The organism is Janthinobacterium sp. PSPC1-1 (assembly GCF_049897625.1).
GTDB classification, from domain to species: Bacteria; Pseudomonadota; Gammaproteobacteria; order Burkholderiales; family Burkholderiaceae_D; genus Janthinobacterium; species Janthinobacterium tructae.
The window spans coordinates 108,801-126,908 of the sequence record NZ_JAFCWP010000003.1 but is presented as its reverse complement, the minus strand read 5'-3'; the positions used below and the strand labels follow the sequence as shown (position 1 = coordinate 126,908).

The window sequence follows — 18,108 nt, the reverse complement described above, 5'->3', positions numbered from 1 at the left end:
AGCGTATGGTACCCGCCCGCAGCGGAGATGCTCCGCACGGTAGTTTTGTACGGCAGTGTACGGCATGGCGGCCCCGTGCCGCCATGGACTTTTTGTTGCGGGCTTTTATTTACTGAGCAGACGCATGCCCCGTTCCAGCCCGTCGATCGACAGGGGGAACATGCGGTTGTTCATCAATTGCCGCATCACGCCGATCGACTGGCGGTACTGCCACAGGCCTTCCGCTTCCGGATTGAGCCAGATGAATTTCGGGAACGCCTGGGTAAAGCGCGCCAGCCACGTCGATCCCGCTTCTTCGTTGTTATATTCGACGCTGCCGCCCGGTTGCAGGATTTCATAGGGACTCATGGTGGCGTCGCCGACGAAAATCAGCTTGGTGTCGGGCGGGTATTTGCGCAGCACGTCCCAGGTGGGGAAACGCTCGGCGTTGCGGCGCCGGTTGTTCTTCCACAAGGTGTCGTAGACGCAGTTATGGAAGTAAAAGAACTCCATGTTCTTGAATTCCGTCTTCGCCGCCGAAAACAGTTCCTCGGTGCGCTCGATATGGTCGTCCATGCTGCCGCCCACGTCGAACAGCATCAGCACCTTGATGCGGTTCTTGCGCTCGGGCCGCATCCGGATGTCGAGATAACCCGCGTTATTCGCCGTGGCGGCGATGGTGGCGTCCAGCGCCAGTTCGTCTTCCGCGCCTTCGCGCGCGAACCTGCGCAAGCGGCGCAAGGCCACCTTGATGTTGCGCGTGCCCAGTTCGCGCTCGCCGTCGTAATCCTTGTAGCTGCGCGCTTCCCAGACCTTGACGGCCGTGCGGTTGCCGCCCTTGCCGCCGATGCGGATGCCTTCCGGATTCGTGCCGCCATTGCCGAACGGCGAGGTGCCGCCCGTGCCGATCCACTTGCTGCCGCCCTCGTGGCGCTCCTTCTGCTCCTTCAGCAGCTCGTTCAGGCGGTCCATCAGCTTGTCGTAGCCGAATTTTTCCAGCTGCGCCTTCTGCTCCTCGGACAGCTCGCGCTGCATGCGTTTCAGCAGCCAGTCGAGCGGAATCGCCGCGTTCGTCTCGAAGGCCGCATTGACGCCCTTGAAGTACTGCGCAAACGCGCGGTCGAATTTATCGAAATGGGCTTCATCCTTGACCAGGGTCAGGCGCGCCAGATAGTAGAAATCGTCCATCGAAGCGCCGATGACGTTCTTTTGCAGCGCTTCAAGCAGGGTCAGAAATTCCTTGATCGAGACGGGAATCTTCGCATCCTTGAGCGTGAAGAAGAAATCGATCAGCATGGCGCTTCCTCTGTCCCTGCGTGTCCTGCGGGAGGCAGTGCGGCGATGGGACGCTGCGCCAGCTTGTAGCGCAGATGGGCGGCAATTTCCGGCCATTCTCCGCGCGTGATGCTGTACATGACGGTGTCGCGCACGGTGCCGTCGCGGCGCAGCGCATGGTGGCGCAGCACGCCATCCTTTTTTGCGCCCAGGCGTTCGATGGCCGCCTGCGAGGCGTGGTTGAAATTATCGGTGCGCAGGCCCACCAGCGCGCAGCCGAGGGTGTCGAAGGCGTGCGCCAGCAGCAGCAATTTGCAGGTGGTGTTGACGTGGCTGCGCTGGCTGCGCTGCGCATACCAGGTGTAGCCGATTTCCAGGCGGCCAATGGCTGGCAGCACGTCGTGGTAGCTGGTGGTGCCCAGCACCTCGCCGCTGGCCACGTCGATGACGGCAAAGGCGAAGCGCGAAGGGCGCATTTCGATGCCCTTGAAAATATACTGGTCCACCTGCTCCGGTTCGGGCACGGAGGTGACGCGCAGATTCCACAGTTCGCCATCCGTGGCCGCCGCGCGCAGGCCTTGCGCGTGGTGCGGCGCCAGCGCTTCGAGGCGGATACCGTGCAGTTCCAGGGGCACGAAGACCTTGTCCGGGCTGATGTCGTTCACCGGCGCTCCTTAGCGGTTGGTGCGCGACATGAACATCAGGCGCTCGAACAGGTGCACGTCCTGCTCGTTTTTCAGCAGCGCGCCGTGCAGCGGCGGCACCACGGCTTTATTGTCCTTGCTGCGCAGTGCCTCGGCAGGGATGTCTTCGGCCAGCAGGAGCTTGAGCCAGTCGAGAAATTCCGAGGTCGACGGTTTTTTCTTCAGTCCCGGCACGTCGCGCACTTCATAGAAGGTTTGCAGCGCCTGCGCCAGCAATTCCTGTTTCAGGTGCGGGTAGTGGACGGCGACGATCTGCTCCATCGTGTCCTTGTCCGGGAATTTGATGTAATGGAAAAAGCAGCGGCGCAGGAAGGCGTCCGGCAATTCCTTCTCGTTGTTCGAGGTGATGATGACCAGCGGACGATGGCGCGCCGTGACCATTTCGCGCGTCTCGTAGACATAGAATTCCATGCGATCGAGTTCGCGCAGCAAGTCGTTCGGGAATTCGATGTCGGCCTTGTCGATCTCGTCGATCAGCAGTACCACCGGTTCGGGCGCCGTGAATGCCTGCCACAGCACGCCCTTGACGATGTAATTCTGGATGTCGCGCACGCGCTCGTCGCCCAGCTGCGAATCGCGCAGGCGCGACACGGCGTCGTACTCGTACAGGCCCTGCTGCGCCTTGGTGGTCGATTTGATATGCCATTGCATCAGCGGCATGTTCAGTGCGGCCGCCACTTCCTCGGCCAGCATGGTCTTGCCCGTGCCCGGTTCGCCCTTGATCAGCAGCGGGCGTTGCAGGGTCAGCGCCGCGTTCACGGCCAGTTTCAGGTCGGCGGTGGCGACATAGCTGTCGGAACCTTCGAAGCGTTGGCCTTGCTGGGAGTGCTGTGCTTGCATGAGCGGTCTGCCAAAGTAGGGAAATGGAGAGTATAAACAGAACTGTGGCGCACCGCCACGCGGACGGCCTGTGCCCGCCTGCCTACAATGCGGGTTTTATAGGTGGACTTGCAAGAATATCTTGGCTAGAATCGGCAAGCAGCAGATTAATTGTCAACCTTAATTGTCAACACATAAGATCAAAAAAAACCAGCTCTGGCGTTTCTCCGATTACCTTTGTTCACATTGCCACTATGAAAAAAATATTTGCACTTCTCGTGCTTGCCGGCATAGCAAATGCCGTCACAGCGGCTGACATTGTAGGAAACGCCAAGGCAGCGACTGCCAAGGTGGAAATGTGTATCGGTTGCCACGGCATTCCCGGTTACAAGGCGACCTTCCCCGAAGTGTTCCAGGTGCCGATGATCGGCGGCCAGCCGGCAAAATATATCGAAAATGCGCTGCAAGCCTACAAGAAGGGCGATCGCAAGCATCCCAGCATGAAGGGCATCGCCAGCAGCCTGTCGGACCAGGATATCGCCGATGTCGCCGCGTATTATGCGCAACAAGCCAAGCCGAACTGAGGATCAGCCAGATGAAAACACTACTCGCCGCCCTCGTTTGCGCCACCGTCTCGTTCGGCGCCAGTGCCGCCGGCAATATCAACACGGGCAAGGCCCTGGCCGAAAAATACAGCTGCGCCACCTGCCACGGCAAGGATTACGGTTCGCCCATCGACCCCTCGTACCCGAAACTGGCGGGCCAGCACAAGGATTACCTGGAACACGCCTTGACGGCGTATAAACGGGGCGACAAGGCCAATGGCCGCAACAACGCCATCATGACGGGCCAGGTGAAACCGCTGAGCAACCAGGATATCAAGGACCTGGCCGCCTACCTGCACAGCCTGCCGACCACCCTGGTCATTCACCGCTGAGTTGTCGCGCAGCGTCAGGCTTTCAGTCCCACCCGGCGCGCCAGTTTATGTAAATTGCTGGCGTCGAGCCCTAGCTGACGCGCGGCAGCGGCCCAGTTATCCTGATGCAGGACCAGCGCTTGCCGGATGGCCTGGCGCTGGCTCGCTTCCACGATCTGATGCATCGACAGCTGCGGCGCCGCCGGCGTGCCGCACGCGCCTGGCACTGGCGGCAGCGCATCCGTGCCGGCCGGCGCTTCCAGCGCATCGAGGTCGAGCATATCCGTTTCCAGGGTCACGATGTCCTTGCGGTTCGCGCCGCGGATCACCGCTTTTAGCGCGGCCCGGCTGATCACATGCTCGAGTTCGCGCACGTTGCCCGGCCAGCGGTAGTGGCATAGCGCGTTTTCCGCCGCGGCCGACAGGCGCAGGCTGCGCAGCCCCAGGCGCGCGCGGTTCAGTTCAAGAAAACCGCCAGCCAGCAGCAACACGTCGTTGCCCCGCTCGCGCAGCGGCGGAATCGGCACGGGATAGACCGATAAACGGTGATACAGATCGGCGCGGAACGTGCCGTCGCGCACATGCTCGCGCAAGCTGCGGTTGGTGGCGGCGATGACGCGCACGTTGACCCGGCGTGGCCGGTCCGCGCCCAGGCGCTGGATTTCGCCATTTTGCAAAGTGCGCAGCAGCTTGGCCTGTATCGACAGCGGCAATTCGCCCACTTCATCGAGGAACAGCGTGCCCCCTTCGGCCGCTTCGAATCGGCCTGGCCGGTCGCTGACGGCGCCGGAAAACGCACCGCGCACATGGCCGAACAATTCGCTTTCGGCCAGGGATTCCGGCAAGGCCGCGCAATTGACGTGGATCAAGGGCTTGCCGGCGCGGCGCGACAAGCGGTGCAGGCGGTGTGCGCACAATTCCTTGCCCACGCCCGTTTCTCCCAGCAGCAGCACGGGCAGGTCCGATTCGGCCACCACCTGCAATTCATGCAGCAGCTGCGTGATGGCGCTGCTCTGGCCGACGAAGTCGTGTTCCTCGCGCGGCGCTTGCGCATCGGCCAGCATGGCGCCGCCCGACAGGCGCAGCGCGCGGATTTCCGTTTCCAGGCGCGTGACGCGCACGGCCGCCTCGATGGCACAGGCCAGCTCGCCCAGGTCGCGCTGCGCGCGCGTGTCGAAGGTACCCACCTGCAGCGCATCGAGCGTGATCACGCCCCAGCGTTCGCCTTCCAGGTCCAGCGCCATGCCCATGCAGTCGTGCACGGGCAGCGGCTCGCCGGCCCGCTCGGCGATCAGACCATCGTAGGGATCGGGCAGGGAGCTGTCGTGATGGAAGCACAGTACGCCGCGCCGCTGCAGGATGGCGGCCAGGCGCGGGTGGTCGGCGACGGCGAAGCGGCGTCCCAGCGCATCGCTGGCCAGGCCGGCCATCGCCACGGGGCGCAGGTGCTCGCCATCGAGCTTGAGCAAGGCCACGGCCTCGCAGCCGAAGTGCGCGCGCAGGCTGCCCACCAGGCGCTGCAGGCGCACGGCCACGGGCAGGTCGGCGACCAGGTCGGTGAGTAACAGCAGGTGGATGGCAGTGGTGGTCATAACTACCATGCAGGGTACAACGGACCACGCCTAAACAGGGTCATGCCGACCCTGCATTTTTCAAATCGTTGATTTAAAACAAGTTTTTCCTGGCACACGGTTTGCCTAGATAAGGGGGCCGAACCGGCATACAAGACCAAGGAAAGCTTGATGAAAACGACTCCCTCCCTCCGCGCCATTGCCGCCGCCGCCGCCGTCTGTGTCCTGGCCATGCCCCTGTCCGTGCAAGCCCAGGCGAGCCTGCCGGCCAGCGCTGCCGCCACTGCGGCCAAACCAGCCAGCGCCGCGGTCAAGCGCTATGAACTGCAAACCAATATCGTCGACGGCAAGATGGTCTTCATCGACGCCAAGGGCCAGGTCAATCCCATGCTGGCGGCCAAGGTGGGCGATACGGTCGAACTGGTGCTGAAAAGCGGCGAAGGCGCCGAGCACGATCTGCTGATCCCGGAACTCAACGTCGCATCCGCCAAATTCAGCGCCAATAGCGGCAGCACCAGCGTGCGCTTCAAGGTCACGCGCGCCGGCACGTTTACCTATTACTGCTCGATCCCCGGCCACCGCCAGATCGGCATGGAAGGCAAGCTGGAAGTCACCGGCACGTCGCTGGCCGAAGCCGGGGCACCGAAGGCCGCCGCCGGCAGCGCTGCCAGCGAATCGAGCCAGGCCGCCGCGCTGGCCTTGTACACGCCCGCGCCGTCGCCGATGCGCGGCCCCGATCTCTCGGCCGTCAACGTGGCCGCCAATCCGGCGCAGGTACCGGCCGCCATCGGCGCGCGCGCGCCGCAGTTGCTCAAGTACCGCATGGAGACGGTGGAATTGCCGGGCAAGCTCGATGACGGCACCACTTTTACGTACTGGACCTTCAACCGTCAGGTGCCCGGCCCGATGCTGCGCGCGAAGGTGGGAGACACGGTCGAACTGACCCTGTTCAACGCCAAGGACAGCAAGATGATCCACTCGATCGATTTGCACGCCGTGACGGGCGGCCATGGCGGCGGACAGCACACGCAGGTCGCGCCGGGGCAGGAAAAAACCGTCACCTTCAAGGCGCTCAATCCGGGACTGTTCGTCTACCACTGCGCCACGCCGCTGGTGCCGCAGCATATCGCGGCCGGCATGTACGGCATGATCCTGGTCGAACCGGAAGGCGGCTTGTCGAAGGTGGACCGCGAGTATTACGTGATGCAGGGCGAGATGTATACGGGCCGTCCGCACGGCGCGCCCGTGCACCAGGAAGCGAACCTGGAAAAAATGGCTAATGAACTGCCCGACTACTACGTCTTCAATGGCGAAGTGGGCGCCCTGAGCAAGACGCATAAATTGCAGGCGAAAGTCGGCGAGACGGTGCGCATCTATTTTGGCGTCGGTGGTCCGAACAAGATTTCATCGTTCCACATCATCGGCGAGATCTTCGACAAGGTGTATAGCGAAGGCTCGATCAGCAGCCCGAAACACGACGTGCAAACCACCCTGGTGGCACCGGGCGGCGCGACCATCGTCGAACTCAAGGTGCAGCACCCAGGCAGCTATCTGCTGGTTGACCATGCCTTGTCGCGCGCCGGCAAGGGCGCCGTGGGCGTGCTGGAAGTGACGGGCGAACCCGTGCCCGGCGTCTACCACGCGGGCGCCGTGCATTAAATCTACCTATTCATCCTCAAGGAACTGTTATGGAAATGATCGAATTATCCCTGGGCCAGCTGGCCCGCCGCATCCCTGGCGCCACGCGCCTGTTCGATGCGCACCGCCTGGATTTCTGCTGCGGCGGCAACAAGACCCTGCGCGCGGCGGCCGAAGCGGCCGGCGTGGACACGGCGCCCATCGTCGAGGAACTGCGGCTGCTGGCAGAGCGCGCAGATACCAGCGGCGAGCGTGACTGGCAGGACGCCCCGGCCACCGAGCTGGTGGAACACATCCTGGCGCGCTATCACGCCGTGCACCGCGAGCAGTTGCCCGAACTGATACGCCTGGCGCGCAAGGTCGAGCAGGTGCATGGCGACCGCGCCGACTGTCCGCACGGGCTGGCGGAACACCTGTCGGCCATGGCGCAGGAGCTGGAAAGCCATATGCGCAAGGAAGAAGATGTGCTGTTCCCGATGATCGTGCGCGGCCAGGGCCCCCGGGCCGGCGCGCCCATCAACGTGATGCGCATGGAGCACGACGACCATGGCGTGGCCCTGCGCGCGATGGAGGCGATGACGAACGATATCACCGCACCTGGTGGCGCCTGCACCACCTGGCGCGCGCTGTATACGGGCTTGCGCACCTTCCGTGCCGACCTGATGGCGCACATCCATACTGAAAACAATATCCTGTTCGAGCGCTTTGCGCCGGCCGTGGTGCACTGACAAAGGAAAGACCCATGGGTCCCTATAAAAAACTCTGGTTCACCCTGATCGGTGTGCTGATCGTGACGTTTTCGCTGCTCGGCTACTACGGCACGGAAGTTTACCGGCAGGCGCCGCCCATTCCCGCGCAAGTGCTGGCGCAGGATGGCCGGCAACTGTTCGACCGCGAGGGCATCCTCGACGGCCAGACGGCCTGGCAATCGGTGGGCGGCATGCAGCTGGGCTCCATCTGGGGCCACGGCGCCTACCAGGCGCCCGACTGGACGGCCGACTGGCTGCACCGCGAACTGACGGCCTGGCTGGAACTGGCCGCGCAAGAGCAGCATGGCAAGGCGTACGCGGCGCTCGACGGCCCCGCGCAGGCGGCGCTGCGCGAAGCGCTCAAGATGGAATACCGCGCCAACCGGGTCGATGAAGAACAAGTACTGCACCTGTCGGCGCGCCGCGTGCAAGCCATCGCCAACACGGCGCACTATTACGACCAGCTGTTCTCCGACGCGCCTGCGCTGCACGCCAGCCGCGAGCATTTCGCCATGAAGGAAAACACCCTGCCCAGCGCCGAGCGGCGCGCGCAGATGACGCAGTTCTTCTTCTGGACGGCGTGGGCCGCCGCCACCGAGCGTCCGGGCCAGAAAGTGACCTATACGAACAACTGGCCGCATGAACCGCTGATCGGCAACCAGCCCAGCGGCGAAAACCTCGTCTGGTCGGTCGCCAGCGTGGTGGTGCTGCTGGCCGGCGTGGGCTTCCTCGTCTGGGGCTGGGCCTTTTTGCGCGACCATGACGAAGCGCTGCCGACGCCCGGCGCGCGCGACCCCTTGACGACGTTTGCGCTCACGCCCTCGCAGCGGGGACTGGGAAAATATCTGTTCCTGGTAGTGGCGCTGTTCATCTTCCAGGTCTTCATCGGTGGCTTCACGGCGCACTACACGGTGGAAGGGCAGCAGTTCTACGGCATCGACGTGTCGCGCTGGTTCCCGTATGCGCTCACGCGTACCTGGCATATCCAGGCCGCGCTGTTCTGGATCGCCACGGGCTTCCTGGCCGCCGGCCTGTTCCTCGCGCCCCTGATCAATGGCGGCAAGGATCCGAAGTGGCAGCGCCTGGGCGTCGACGTGCTGTTCTGGGCCCTGGTCGCTGTCGTCGTCGGCTCGTTTATCGGCAATTACCTGGCCATTGCGCAAATCATGCCGCCCGAGTGGAATTTCTGGCTCGGCCACCAGGGCTATGAATATGTGGACCTGGGACGTTTGTGGCAGATCGGCAAGTTTGTCGGTATCTTGCTGTGGCTCGTGCTGATGCTGCGCGGCGTCGTGCCGGCCCTGCGCCAGCCGGGCGGCGACAGGAACCTGCTGGCGCTGCTGACCGCGTCCGTGGGCGCCATCGGCCTGTTCTATGGCGCCGGCCTGTTCTACGGCGAACGCACGCACCTGTCGGTGATGGAGTACTGGCGCTGGTGGGTGGTGCATCTGTGGGTGGAAGGCTTCTTTGAAGTGTTCGCCACCACGGCGCTGGCCTTCATCTTCTCGACCCTGGGCCTGGTGTCGGTGCGCATGGCCACGACGGCCAGCCTGGCGTCGGCCTCGCTGTTCATGCTGGGCGGCATACCCGGCACCTTCCACCATCTGTACTTTTCCGGCACCACCACGCCCGTGATGGCCATCGGCGCGAGCTTCAGCGCGCTCGAAGTGGTGCCGCTGATCGTGCTGGGCCACGAGGCCTGGGAGAACTGGCGCCTGAAAGCGCGCGCGCCGTGGATGGAGCAGTTGCGCTGGCCGATGATGTGCTTTGTCGCCGTCGCCTTCTGGAACATGCTGGGCGCCGGTGTCTTCGGCTTCATGATCAACCCGCCCGTGGCGCTGTATTACATCCAGGGACTCAACACCACCGCGACGCATGCGCATGCCGCGCTGTTCGGCGTGTACGGTTTCCTGGCGCTGGGCTTTACCTTGCTGGTGCTGCGCTATTTGCGGCCCGATTACCGCTTCAGCCCTGCCTTGATGAAGACGGCGTTCTGGGGCTTGAACGGGGGCCTGGTGCTGATGCTCTTTACCAGCTTGCTGCCGATTGGCATCATCCAGTTCCACGCCAGCGTGACGGAAGGCCTGTGGTATGCGCGCAGCGAGGCATTCATGCAGCAGCCGCTGTTGCAGAACCTGCGCTGGGTACGCACCTTCGGCGACGTGGTGTTCATCGTCGGCGCGGTGGCCATGGCGCTGCAGGTGGTGCTGGGTTTGATGGGCAAGGCGCCGAAGGCAGCTGTACTGCAACCTTCGGCGGTGTAGCCCGGTTAACGCCTGCGGACGCAGTCGATGTAGGCGTCCGTATCGGGCGGCAAGCCCGAGCGCTGCGAAGCCCAGATCATCTGGCCCAGGCATTCCATCACTTCGTGCTGGGCGGCATGGGCCGAATCGAGGCGCTGGGTCAGCTGCTGGACGGCCGGGCGGATGCCGCGCGGCTGGTCCACCTGCACCTGCTCCGTGATCGACAGATGCATGGACAGGTGCAGGAAAGGATTGGCTTGTCCCCCTTCGACGGAATAGTCGCGCGCCAGTGCCGCTTCGACGTCGGAGAGCTCGTTTTCATACTCGGGATGTTCGAGGATCCAGTCGAGCGCGATGGCTTCCATCGGCGTGAGGATCTCATGGGCGCGGTGCTTGCGTAATGTTTCGCAAAAGAAGCGGCGCACATCGTCGGAAGAGGGGTTGAACATGGCTGAAGGACTATGGCTAAAGGGCAGCCGGCATTGTACCGCGTAGATACGCAAAGGGCATCGAGGATGCCCTTTTTGCCGTCTGGCACGCGCTGGCATGACCCGATAGTCACCGCAATTTAATACCCTGCAGTAAGTATTATCCACTACCGCCACGGGCTGGCGGTGCCAAATAACGGTGATAAAATCGCCGCTCTTGATATTTGCTCTGGACACGATGGCGATTTTGTTGCCATTGCGTGCTTCCATTGCCCGCACCTTTGCCACCGGATCTCGCTCCTGGCGTATCCCGGAGCGCGGCAGCATGCCTATCACCATCGACATTGACCTGTCCGGCCGCCCTGGCGTGCCGGTTGGCCAACTGTTTTCATTTCATACAGCGATGGTGCCGCCACGGTGGCGCGCAAGAATCATCTTTCAGTATCCAAAAATGGAGTTACGAATGCGTAAATCGCTATTACTTTTGATGTCGTGCCTGATCCTGGCGGCATGTGACAAGACCCCTCCGGCCTCGTCCGAAAAACCGGTCGACGTGCTGCTGATCGGCGCCGGCACCATGAGCGCCACCCTGGGCAGCATGCTCAAGGAACTCGATCCCTCGCTGACGATGGAAATGGTCGAGCGCCTCGATTCTGTGGCCGCCGAAAGCTCGGACGCGATGAACAACGCGGGCACAGGCCACTCGGCATTTGCCGAGCTGAACTACACGCCGGAAGCGGCCGATGGCAGCATCGAGACCAAGAAAGCCGTTGCCATCAACGAGCAATTCGAAATTTCCAAGCAGTTCTGGGCCTATCAGGTAGCCAACAAGCACCTGGGCGCACCGCAGACCTTCATCAACAATGTGCCGCACATGGCCTTTGTGTGGGGTGACGACAATATTGCCTTTTTGAAGAAGCGCTACGCCGCGCTGCAAAAGGAAAACCTGTTCAAGGGCATGCTGTTCTCGGAAGACCCGGCGCAGATCGCGCAATGGGCGCCGCTGGTCATGCAAGGGCGCGACCAGGGCCAGAAAGTGGCGGCGACGCGCATGGACATCGGTACCGACGTCAATTTCGGCAACCTCACGCGCGGCCTCGTGAAATACCTGACGGACAGCCATGGCATGGTCCTGCACCTGCGCCACCAGGTGGAAGACATCCAGCGCGGCGCCGATGGCGTGTGGAACGTGACGGTGAAAGACTTGAACGCCGGCAAGGAAAAGATCGTGCGCGCCAAGTTCGTCTTCATCGGTGCCGGTGGCGGTTCGCTGCCGCTGCTGGAAAAATCGGGCATTCCTGAAGCCAAGGGCTACGGCGGCGTGCCGGTGGGCGGCCAATGGCTGGTCACCACCAACCAGGAACTGGTGGCGGCGCATGCGGCCAAGGTCTACGGCAAGGCGTCCGTCGGTTCGCCGCCGATGTCCGTGCCGCATCTCGATACGCGCATCATCGATGGCAAGAAAGCGCTGCTGTTTGGCCCGTTTGCCACCTTCTCGACGAAGTTCCTGAAAAACGGTTCATGGATCGACTTGCCTGCTTCGATCGGCACGGGCAATGTGAAACCGATGCTGCAGGCCGGCTACGACAATATTCCGCTGACGAAATACCTGGTCGAACAGGTCATGAACACCCCGGAAGACCGCTTGAAAACCCTGCGCGAATACTTGCCGAACGCCAAGATGGAAGACTGGACCCTGCAAAACGCGGGCCAGCGCGTGCAGATCGTCAAGGATGACCCGGTCAAAGGCGGCTTGCTGCAGTTCGGCACGGAAGTCGTCGGCGCCGCCGATGGCAGCATCGTTGCCCTGCTGGGCGCCTCGCCTGGCGCTTCGACCGCGCCGCCGATCATGATCAAGGTGCTGCAAACGGCATTCAAGAGCCGTCTGGCGACGCCGGAATGGCAGGCGAAGATGGTGGAAATGGTGCCGTCATACGGTCAAAAGCTGAACAATGACCCGGCCCTGGCCAACAAGATCCGCCACTACAGCAGCAATATCCTGGGCTTGAAAGCCATTACGCTGGACGTGCCACCGGCGCCTGCGGCAAATTAAATCAGCCTGACCGGCAGGGTGTTCCTGTCGGTATGTAAAAAGGGGCAGCCTGGTCAGGCTGCCCCTTTTGCGTGGGAAGTGCGTTCATTGCGGTGGACTACCCTTTGCCCGGCAAGATCAGCTCCGGCGTACACCCTTCGGCGGCGATGCCGTCGCAAGGCTTGGCCAGTACCGCACCGTCCTGCGGGCGCGGCGCATGGGGTTGGCGCAGGTAGCGCGAGGTGTGGCGCTGCGCTTGCTGTGCGTTGCCATGCACGGGCCAGGTCAGGAAGCGGGACAGCTCCTGCAAGGCGCGCTGGTACACATCGCGTTTAAATTCAATGACGACATCGAGCGGGACCCAATATTCATGCCAGCGCCAGGCGTCGAACTCGGGATGGTCGGTCAGGCGCAGATTGACGTCGTTATCGCGCGCGCACATTCTCAGCAGAAACCAAATCTGCTTCTGGCCACGGTAATGGCCGCGAATCTCGCGCTTGATGAAGTGGTCTGGCACTTCATAGCGCAGCCAGTCGCGGGTGCGGCCGACAATTTTGACGTGTTCCTGTCTGAGTCCGATTTCCTCTTCAAGTTCGCGAAACATGGCTTGTTCCGGTGTTTCGCCATATTTGATACCGCCTTGCGGAAACTGCCATGAGTGCTCGCGCACCCGCTTGCCCCACCACACCTCGTTCTGGGCGTTTAGCAGGATGATGCCGACGTTGGGCCGAAACCCTTCACGGTCGAGCATAATGCACCTCAAACTTTCTGCGACCGAGCGTCCTTTTCTTACATAATTACCCACAACTTCGCAAGCCGGTGACCTTTTCGGGGTGCGAAAAGCGCCGGAATCGCACCAATTGAGCGCATTTGTGTAAAGTATGGACGCATCAGCCAGCTAATCCTTTAAAATTAGGTTGATTATAACCCTCTCTTTTTAAAAAGAATTCACCGTTATGCGCGCCTCCCGTTTTTTTATTTCCACACTTAAAGATGCACCTTCTGACGCGGAAATCGTCAGCCACCAATTGATGATGCGTGCAGGCATGATCAAACGCCTCGGTTCCGGCATCTATACCTACATGCCGATGGGCTTGCGCGTGATCCGCAAGGTGGAAGCCATCATCCGTGACGAGATGAACAAAGCCGCCGGCATCGAACTGCTGATGCCGCTCGTGCAGCCGGCCGAACTGTGGCAAGAGACGGGCCGCTGGACCAAGATGGGCGACGAACTGATGCGCGTGAAAGACCGCCACGGCCGCGAATACGCGATCCAGCCGACGTCGGAAGAAGTCATCACCGACGTCGTGCGCACGGAAATCAAGTCCTACCGCCAGTTGCCGCTGAACTTTTATCATATCCAGACCAAGTTCCGCGACGAGCGCCGTCCCCGCTTCGGCCTGATGCGTGGCCGCGAATTCACCATGAAGGACGCGTACTCGTTCGACCGCGACCTGGCCGGCATGCAAGCGTCGTACAAGGTCATGTTTGACGCCTACACGCGCATCTTCACGCGCTTCGGCCTGAAATTCCGCGCCGTGGCCGCCGACAACGGCGCCATCGGCGGTTCCGGTTCGCATGAATTCCACGTCATCGCCCACACGGGTGAAGACGCGCTCGTGTACTGCCCGACCTCCGATTACGCCGCCAACATGGAAGCGGCCGAAGCTCTGCCGCCAGCGGGCGAGCGCCCGGCCGCCGCCCAGGCGCTGACGAAAACAGCCACGCCGGACACCGTCAAGTGCGAAACCGTGGCCACCTTGCTGGGCCTGGAGCTGTCGCAAACCGTGAAAACCATCGCCCTGACGGTGGATACGACGGGCAAAGATGACAAAGTCACGCAACAGCATTTCATGCTGCTGCTGCGCGGCGACCATGAATTGAACGAGATCAAGGTGGGCAAGGTTGCCGGCCTGGCCGGTTACCGTTTCTCGACGGAAGCGGAAATTCTGGAAGTCTACGGCACCATTCCTGGCTACCTGGGCCCGATCGGTACCAAAGCACCCGTCACCGTGGTGGCGGACCGCACGGTCGCGCACATGAGCGACTTCGTTTGCGGCGCGAATGACGCCGGTTTCCATTACACGGGCGCCAACTGGGGCCGTGACGTGGCCGAGCCAGCCATCGTGGCCGACTTGCGCAATGTCGTCGCCGGCGACGCCTCGCCGGACGGCCAGGGCATGCTCGCCATCGAGCGTGGCATCGAAGTGGGTCACGTGTTCCAGCTGGGTACGGCGTACTCGGAAAGCATGAAAGCCACCTTCCTCGACGAGAATGGCAAGCCTGCGCCGCTGCAGATGGGTTGCTACGGCATCGGCGTGACGCGCATCCTGGGCGCCGCCATCGAACAGAACTTCGATGACAAGGGCATCATCTGGCCCGCCTCGATCGCGCCGTTTGAAGTCGTGCTGTGCCCGATGGGCATGGACCGCAGCGAACTGGTCAAGGAAGAGACGGAGAAGCTGTACGCGGCCCTGCAAGGCGCTGGCGTGGATGTCATCGTCGACGACCGTGGCTTGCGCCCTGGCGCCATGTTTGCTGACTGGGAACTGATTGGCGTGCCGCACCGCATCGTCATCGGCGAGCGTGGCCTGAAAGAAGGCAAGCTGGAATACCAGGGCCGCCGCGATGCGGAAGCCACTGGTGTGGCGCCGGACGAGATCGTCGCCTTCATCCAGGGCAAAATGGCGCAGTGAAGCGCTTATCGCTAAGTAAAACGGCTGGCGCGCTCGCGCTGGCCGCCGGCCTGGCCTGCGCTCCCTTTGCGCAGGCCGGCAACCAGAAAGAGGAGGCGCTGGCCGACTCCGTCCGCCTGGCCCTGTCGCACGCGATCCGCGACGAACGCCCGCCGCAACCCAAATTTGCCACGCCCGCCGACTTGCAGCGCTACCAGCAATGGCTGGCGCAGATGTCGCAACGCCTGCAGCGCAAGCTGCCGGACGCGCAGTTGCGCACGGAATTTCTGGAGACGGTATGGTACGAAGCGCGCCGCGCGGGCCTGGAGCCGGCCCTGGTGCTGGGCCTGATCCAGGTGGAGTCGGCCTACCGAAAATATGCCGTCTCGCTGGCTGGCGCACGCGGCTACATGCAGGTGATGCCGTTCTGGACGGGCGTCATCGGCGACCATGACCGCAGCAAGCTATTCCACATGCAAACGAATTTGCGCTATGGCTGCGCGATCTTGCGCATGTATCTGGATATGGAACGCGGGGATTTGTACCTGGCGCTGGGGCGGTATAACGGTAGCCGGGGGCGGGCCGAGTATCCGAATGCGGTAAGGGCGGCGTGGAAGCAGTGGGAATTCAAGCCGGCAGGGTAGGTCGGACGTAGGTCTGCAAGACCGTAATCCGACAACATTGTTGGCGTTTGCGGCCAAAAAAATGCCCCGCTCGCTGAATCAGCTGCGGGGCACTCGCTCGGTGTTGGGCCGGCGCGTATCTGATTATTTCAAATGATCGGAGATCAGTTTCGTCATTTCAAACATGGAGACTTGGGCTTTGCCGCCGAAAACAGCTTTCAGCTTGTCGTCCGCATTGATCATGCGGCGGTTGGCCGGATCTTGCAGATCGAGTTTCTTGATGTAATCCCATACCTTTTTGGTCACTTCCGTGCGCGGCAGTGGTGCTGCGCCAACAACGGCGGCCAGATCTTTCGATGGCGTCATTGCTTTCATGAATGCTGCGTTTGGCTTGCGTGGTGTTGCCGGTGCTGCCGCTTTCTTCACCGCTGCTGGTTTAGCTGCTGCTTTGGCTGCGGGTGCTGCTTTTTTGGCTGCTGCAGGCTTGGCTGCTGCTGCTGCTGCTGCTGCTTTGGCTGGCGCTGCTACTGGGGTTTTTTTGGCTGTTGCCATCTTCGAGCCTCCTTAACAAACACATGGGAAATTGCGCAATTAATCGCACGGCTAATATTGGTGTGGATTTACCTTGTATGCAAGTGTTTTTCACGTTTTCACGAGGAAAAAGCAGGGAAATGGCGATGCTGTCGCCCGGGCGCACCGCTTGGGAGCGCAGAACGGCGTTTTTGCCCGTAAATGGCATGCTTGCTGGCTATGCGGGGAGGGGCACTGCGGGGGAGGGGAAGAGTGATGCCGGACACATGAAAATGCAATCCGGCATTATTTAGAACGATGTTTTTTGACTTGAACTACGTCTCACGCGGCGTAAAAAAGGCTTTCAAAATCACAGCGAGCGGATGGTAATTGTGGCCGAGAAGCGCAACCGTACTTTAGTACGGTGAGCATCGCCGGCCGCAAAGACCACCGCGCAGCGGATTTTGAAGCCTTTCCTCATCGCGGATTTTGATGCCTTAACGCATCCCTGGCATCATGCCCTTCATGGAACGCATCATCTTCATCATGCCGCCGCCCGACAATTTCTTCATCATCGTCTGCATTTGCTCGAATTGCGTCAGCATGCGGTTCACTTCCTGCACTTGCACGCCGGCGCCGGCGGCGATGCGGCGCTTGCGCGTGGCCTTGATCAGTTCAGGCTTGGCGCGCTCCTGCGGCGTCATCGAGTCGATGATGCCGCACATGCGGCGCACCTGCTTGTCGGCTTGATCCATGTTCTTGCCACCTGCCGCCTGCTGGAACTGGGCCGGCAGCTTGTCCATCAGGTTGGCCATGCCGCCCATTTTCTTCATTTGCCCCAGTTGCGCCTTGAAGTCGTTCATGTCGAACTTGCCGCCGACCTTGATCTTTTGTGCCAGGTCGGCCGCTGCCTTGCTGTCGACGCCCTTGCGCGCTTCTTCCACCAGCGCGAGGATGTCGCCCATGCCCAGGATGCGGTTGGCCATGCGGGTCGGGTCGAATGCTTCCAGGCCGTCGAGTTTTTCCGAGACACCGGCAAACTTGATCGGCTTGCCCGTGATGTGGCGCACCGACAGGGCTGCACCGCCGCGCGCATCGCCATCGAGCTTGGTCAGCACGATACCGGTCAGCGGCAGCGCATCGTTGAAGGCTTTTGCCGTGTTGATGGCGTCCTGGCCCAGCATGGCGTCGACGACAAACAGGGTTTCGATCGGTTTCACGGCGCCGTGGATGGCGGCGATTTCGCGCATCATCTCTTCGTCGATACCCAGGCGACCTGCCGTATCGATGATCAGCACGTCGTGGTAATGCTTTTTCGCCCAGTCCAGCGCGGCCAGCGCGATATCAACCGGCTTGTCGGTGCTGGCGGACGGGAAGAAGTCGGCGCCCACCTGGGCGGTGACCGATTGCAGCTGGGCGATCGCGGCAGGGCGGTACACGTCGGCCGAGACGGTCAGTACTTTCTTCTTCTTTTCTTCTTTCAGGTACTTCGCCAGCTTGCCGACGGTGGTGGTCTTGCCCACACCCTGCAGACCGGCCATCAGGATGATGGCGGGTGGCTGCTGCGCAAAGCTGATCTGCGACGCTTCCGGTCCCAGGTCGGCGCCCATCAGGGCGGCCAGCTCGCGCTGCACCACGCCGACCAGGGCCTGGCCTGGCGTGAGCGAGGAAATGACATCCTCGCCCATGGCTTTTTCTTTGACTTTGGCGATGAATTCGCGCACGGCGGGCAGGGCGACGTCGGCTTCGAGCAGCGCCAGGCGCACTTCGCGCAGCATGTCGGCGGTGTTCGCTTCGGTCAGGCGCGCCTCGCCGCGCATGGTCTTGACGACTTTGGCAAGCCGTTGGGTGAGATTATCTAACATGATGAACCTGCAATGAAAAGCTTGGGAGTGGGCGGCGAAAGCCGGACGATGGGCGCCATTTTACCCCATCGCGGGTGGCTG

At 62.0% G+C, this 18,108-nt stretch carries 16 protein-coding genes; 8 read left to right on the top strand and 8 right to left on the bottom strand.

The annotated features are described in order from the left end of the window. Positions 1-105: 105 nt before the first annotated feature. From ACP7EG_RS11635 to ACP7EG_RS11625, 3 genes are read right to left on the bottom strand one after another with little or no spacing between them, the layout of a single operon-like run. Positions 106-1,275, bottom strand: a complete 1,170-nt coding sequence (locus ACP7EG_RS11635) for a vWA domain-containing protein (RefSeq protein WP_426087718.1) — start codon at positions 1,273-1,275, stop codon at positions 106-108. Continuing rightward, a complete protein-coding gene (locus tag ACP7EG_RS11630; RefSeq protein WP_426087717.1) occupies positions 1,269-1,919 on the bottom strand; it encodes a GNAT family N-acetyltransferase in 651 nt (216 codons plus the stop codon). The genes ACP7EG_RS11635 and ACP7EG_RS11630 overlap by 7 nt, the downstream gene beginning before the upstream one ends. A 9-nt stretch (positions 1,920-1,928) precedes the next feature. Beyond that, the gene (locus tag ACP7EG_RS11625) at positions 1,929-2,798 is read right to left on the bottom strand and encodes an AAA family ATPase (protein WP_071075484.1); all 870 of its coding nucleotides are present in this window, start codon (positions 2,796-2,798) and stop codon (positions 1,929-1,931) included. A gap of 233 nt (positions 2,799-3,031) precedes the next feature. Here ACP7EG_RS11625 and ACP7EG_RS11620 point away from each other — a divergent pair, with 233 nt between their 5' ends. Both ACP7EG_RS11620 and ACP7EG_RS11615 read left to right on the top strand, forming a co-directional pair. Continuing rightward, positions 3,032-3,361 carry a c-type cytochrome gene (locus tag ACP7EG_RS11620; RefSeq protein WP_092796428.1) on the top strand — a complete coding sequence of 110 codons (330 nt, stop codon included), beginning with the start codon at positions 3,032-3,034 and terminating at the stop codon, positions 3,359-3,361. Between the two features lie 11 nt (positions 3,362-3,372). Continuing rightward, positions 3,373-3,714: a c-type cytochrome gene (locus tag ACP7EG_RS11615; RefSeq protein WP_071075485.1), complete on the top strand. Its 342-nt coding sequence runs from the start codon at positions 3,373-3,375 to the stop codon at positions 3,712-3,714. 14 nt (positions 3,715-3,728) lie between these two features. On the opposite strand, the gene norR is transcribed toward ACP7EG_RS11615, so the two are convergent. Further along, complete coding sequence (norR, locus tag ACP7EG_RS11610) at positions 3,729-5,285, bottom strand: nitric oxide reductase transcriptional regulator NorR (protein WP_426087716.1); 1,557 nt, start codon at positions 5,283-5,285, stop codon at positions 3,729-3,731. Positions 5,286-5,435: 150 nt separating this feature from the next. Between norR and nirK the strand changes: the two genes are divergently transcribed. From nirK to ACP7EG_RS11595, 3 genes are read left to right on the top strand one after another with little or no spacing between them, the layout of a single operon-like run. Further along, positions 5,436-6,923: a copper-containing nitrite reductase gene (gene nirK, locus ACP7EG_RS11605; protein ID WP_426087715.1), complete on the top strand. Its 1,488-nt coding sequence runs from the start codon at positions 5,436-5,438 to the stop codon at positions 6,921-6,923. 29 nt (positions 6,924-6,952) lie between these two features. Further along, positions 6,953-7,630 carry an iron-sulfur cluster repair protein YtfE gene (ytfE, locus tag ACP7EG_RS11600; protein ID WP_426087714.1) on the top strand — a complete coding sequence of 226 codons (678 nt, stop codon included), beginning with the start codon at positions 6,953-6,955 and terminating at the stop codon, positions 7,628-7,630. A 14-nt stretch (positions 7,631-7,644) separates the two neighbouring features. Next, positions 7,645-9,915 (top strand): nitric-oxide reductase large subunit, encoded by a 2,271-nt coding sequence (locus ACP7EG_RS11595; protein WP_426087713.1) that lies wholly within the window; start codon positions 7,645-7,647, stop codon positions 9,913-9,915. Positions 9,916-9,920: 5 nt separating this feature from the next. Here the strand turns inward: ACP7EG_RS11595 and ACP7EG_RS11590 are convergent, their stop codons facing one another. Then, on the bottom strand, positions 9,921-10,343 hold the full coding sequence (locus ACP7EG_RS11590; protein ID WP_034780276.1) for a DUF1841 family protein: 423 nt from the start codon (positions 10,341-10,343) through the stop codon (positions 9,921-9,923). 442 nt (positions 10,344-10,785) lie between these two features. On the opposite strand from ACP7EG_RS11590, the gene mqo reads away from it, so the two are divergent. Continuing rightward, positions 10,786-12,375, top strand: a complete 1,590-nt coding sequence (gene mqo / locus ACP7EG_RS11585) for a malate dehydrogenase (quinone) (RefSeq protein ID WP_426087712.1) — start codon at positions 10,786-10,788, stop codon at positions 12,373-12,375. Positions 12,376-12,472: 97 nt separating this feature from the next. On the opposite strand, the gene ACP7EG_RS11580 is transcribed toward mqo, so the two are convergent. Beyond that, positions 12,473-13,105, bottom strand: coding sequence for an RNA pyrophosphohydrolase (locus tag ACP7EG_RS11580; protein WP_096237857.1), 633 nt, complete (start codon positions 13,103-13,105; stop codon positions 12,473-12,475). 205 nt (positions 13,106-13,310) lie between these two features. Between ACP7EG_RS11580 and ACP7EG_RS11575 the strand changes: the two genes are divergently transcribed. After that, positions 13,311-15,050 carry a proline--tRNA ligase gene (locus tag ACP7EG_RS11575; protein WP_426087711.1) on the top strand — a complete coding sequence of 580 codons (1,740 nt, stop codon included), beginning with the start codon at positions 13,311-13,313 and terminating at the stop codon, positions 15,048-15,050. Continuing rightward, positions 15,047-15,673: a lytic transglycosylase domain-containing protein gene (locus ACP7EG_RS11570; RefSeq protein WP_426087710.1), complete on the top strand. Its 627-nt coding sequence runs from the start codon at positions 15,047-15,049 to the stop codon at positions 15,671-15,673. The genes ACP7EG_RS11575 and ACP7EG_RS11570 overlap by 4 nt, the downstream gene beginning before the upstream one ends. Positions 15,674-15,796: 123 nt before the next feature. Here ACP7EG_RS11570 and ACP7EG_RS11565 read toward each other — a convergent pair whose 3' ends face one another. Both ACP7EG_RS11565 and ffh read right to left on the bottom strand, forming a co-directional pair. Further along, positions 15,797-16,204: an SWIB/MDM2 domain-containing protein gene (locus ACP7EG_RS11565; RefSeq protein WP_426087709.1), complete on the bottom strand. Its 408-nt coding sequence runs from the start codon at positions 16,202-16,204 to the stop codon at positions 15,797-15,799. 455 nt (positions 16,205-16,659) lie between these two features. Then, complete coding sequence (gene ffh, locus ACP7EG_RS11560) at positions 16,660-18,027, bottom strand: signal recognition particle protein (protein WP_096237853.1); 1,368 nt, start codon at positions 18,025-18,027, stop codon at positions 16,660-16,662. Positions 18,028-18,108 lie beyond the last annotated feature (81 nt).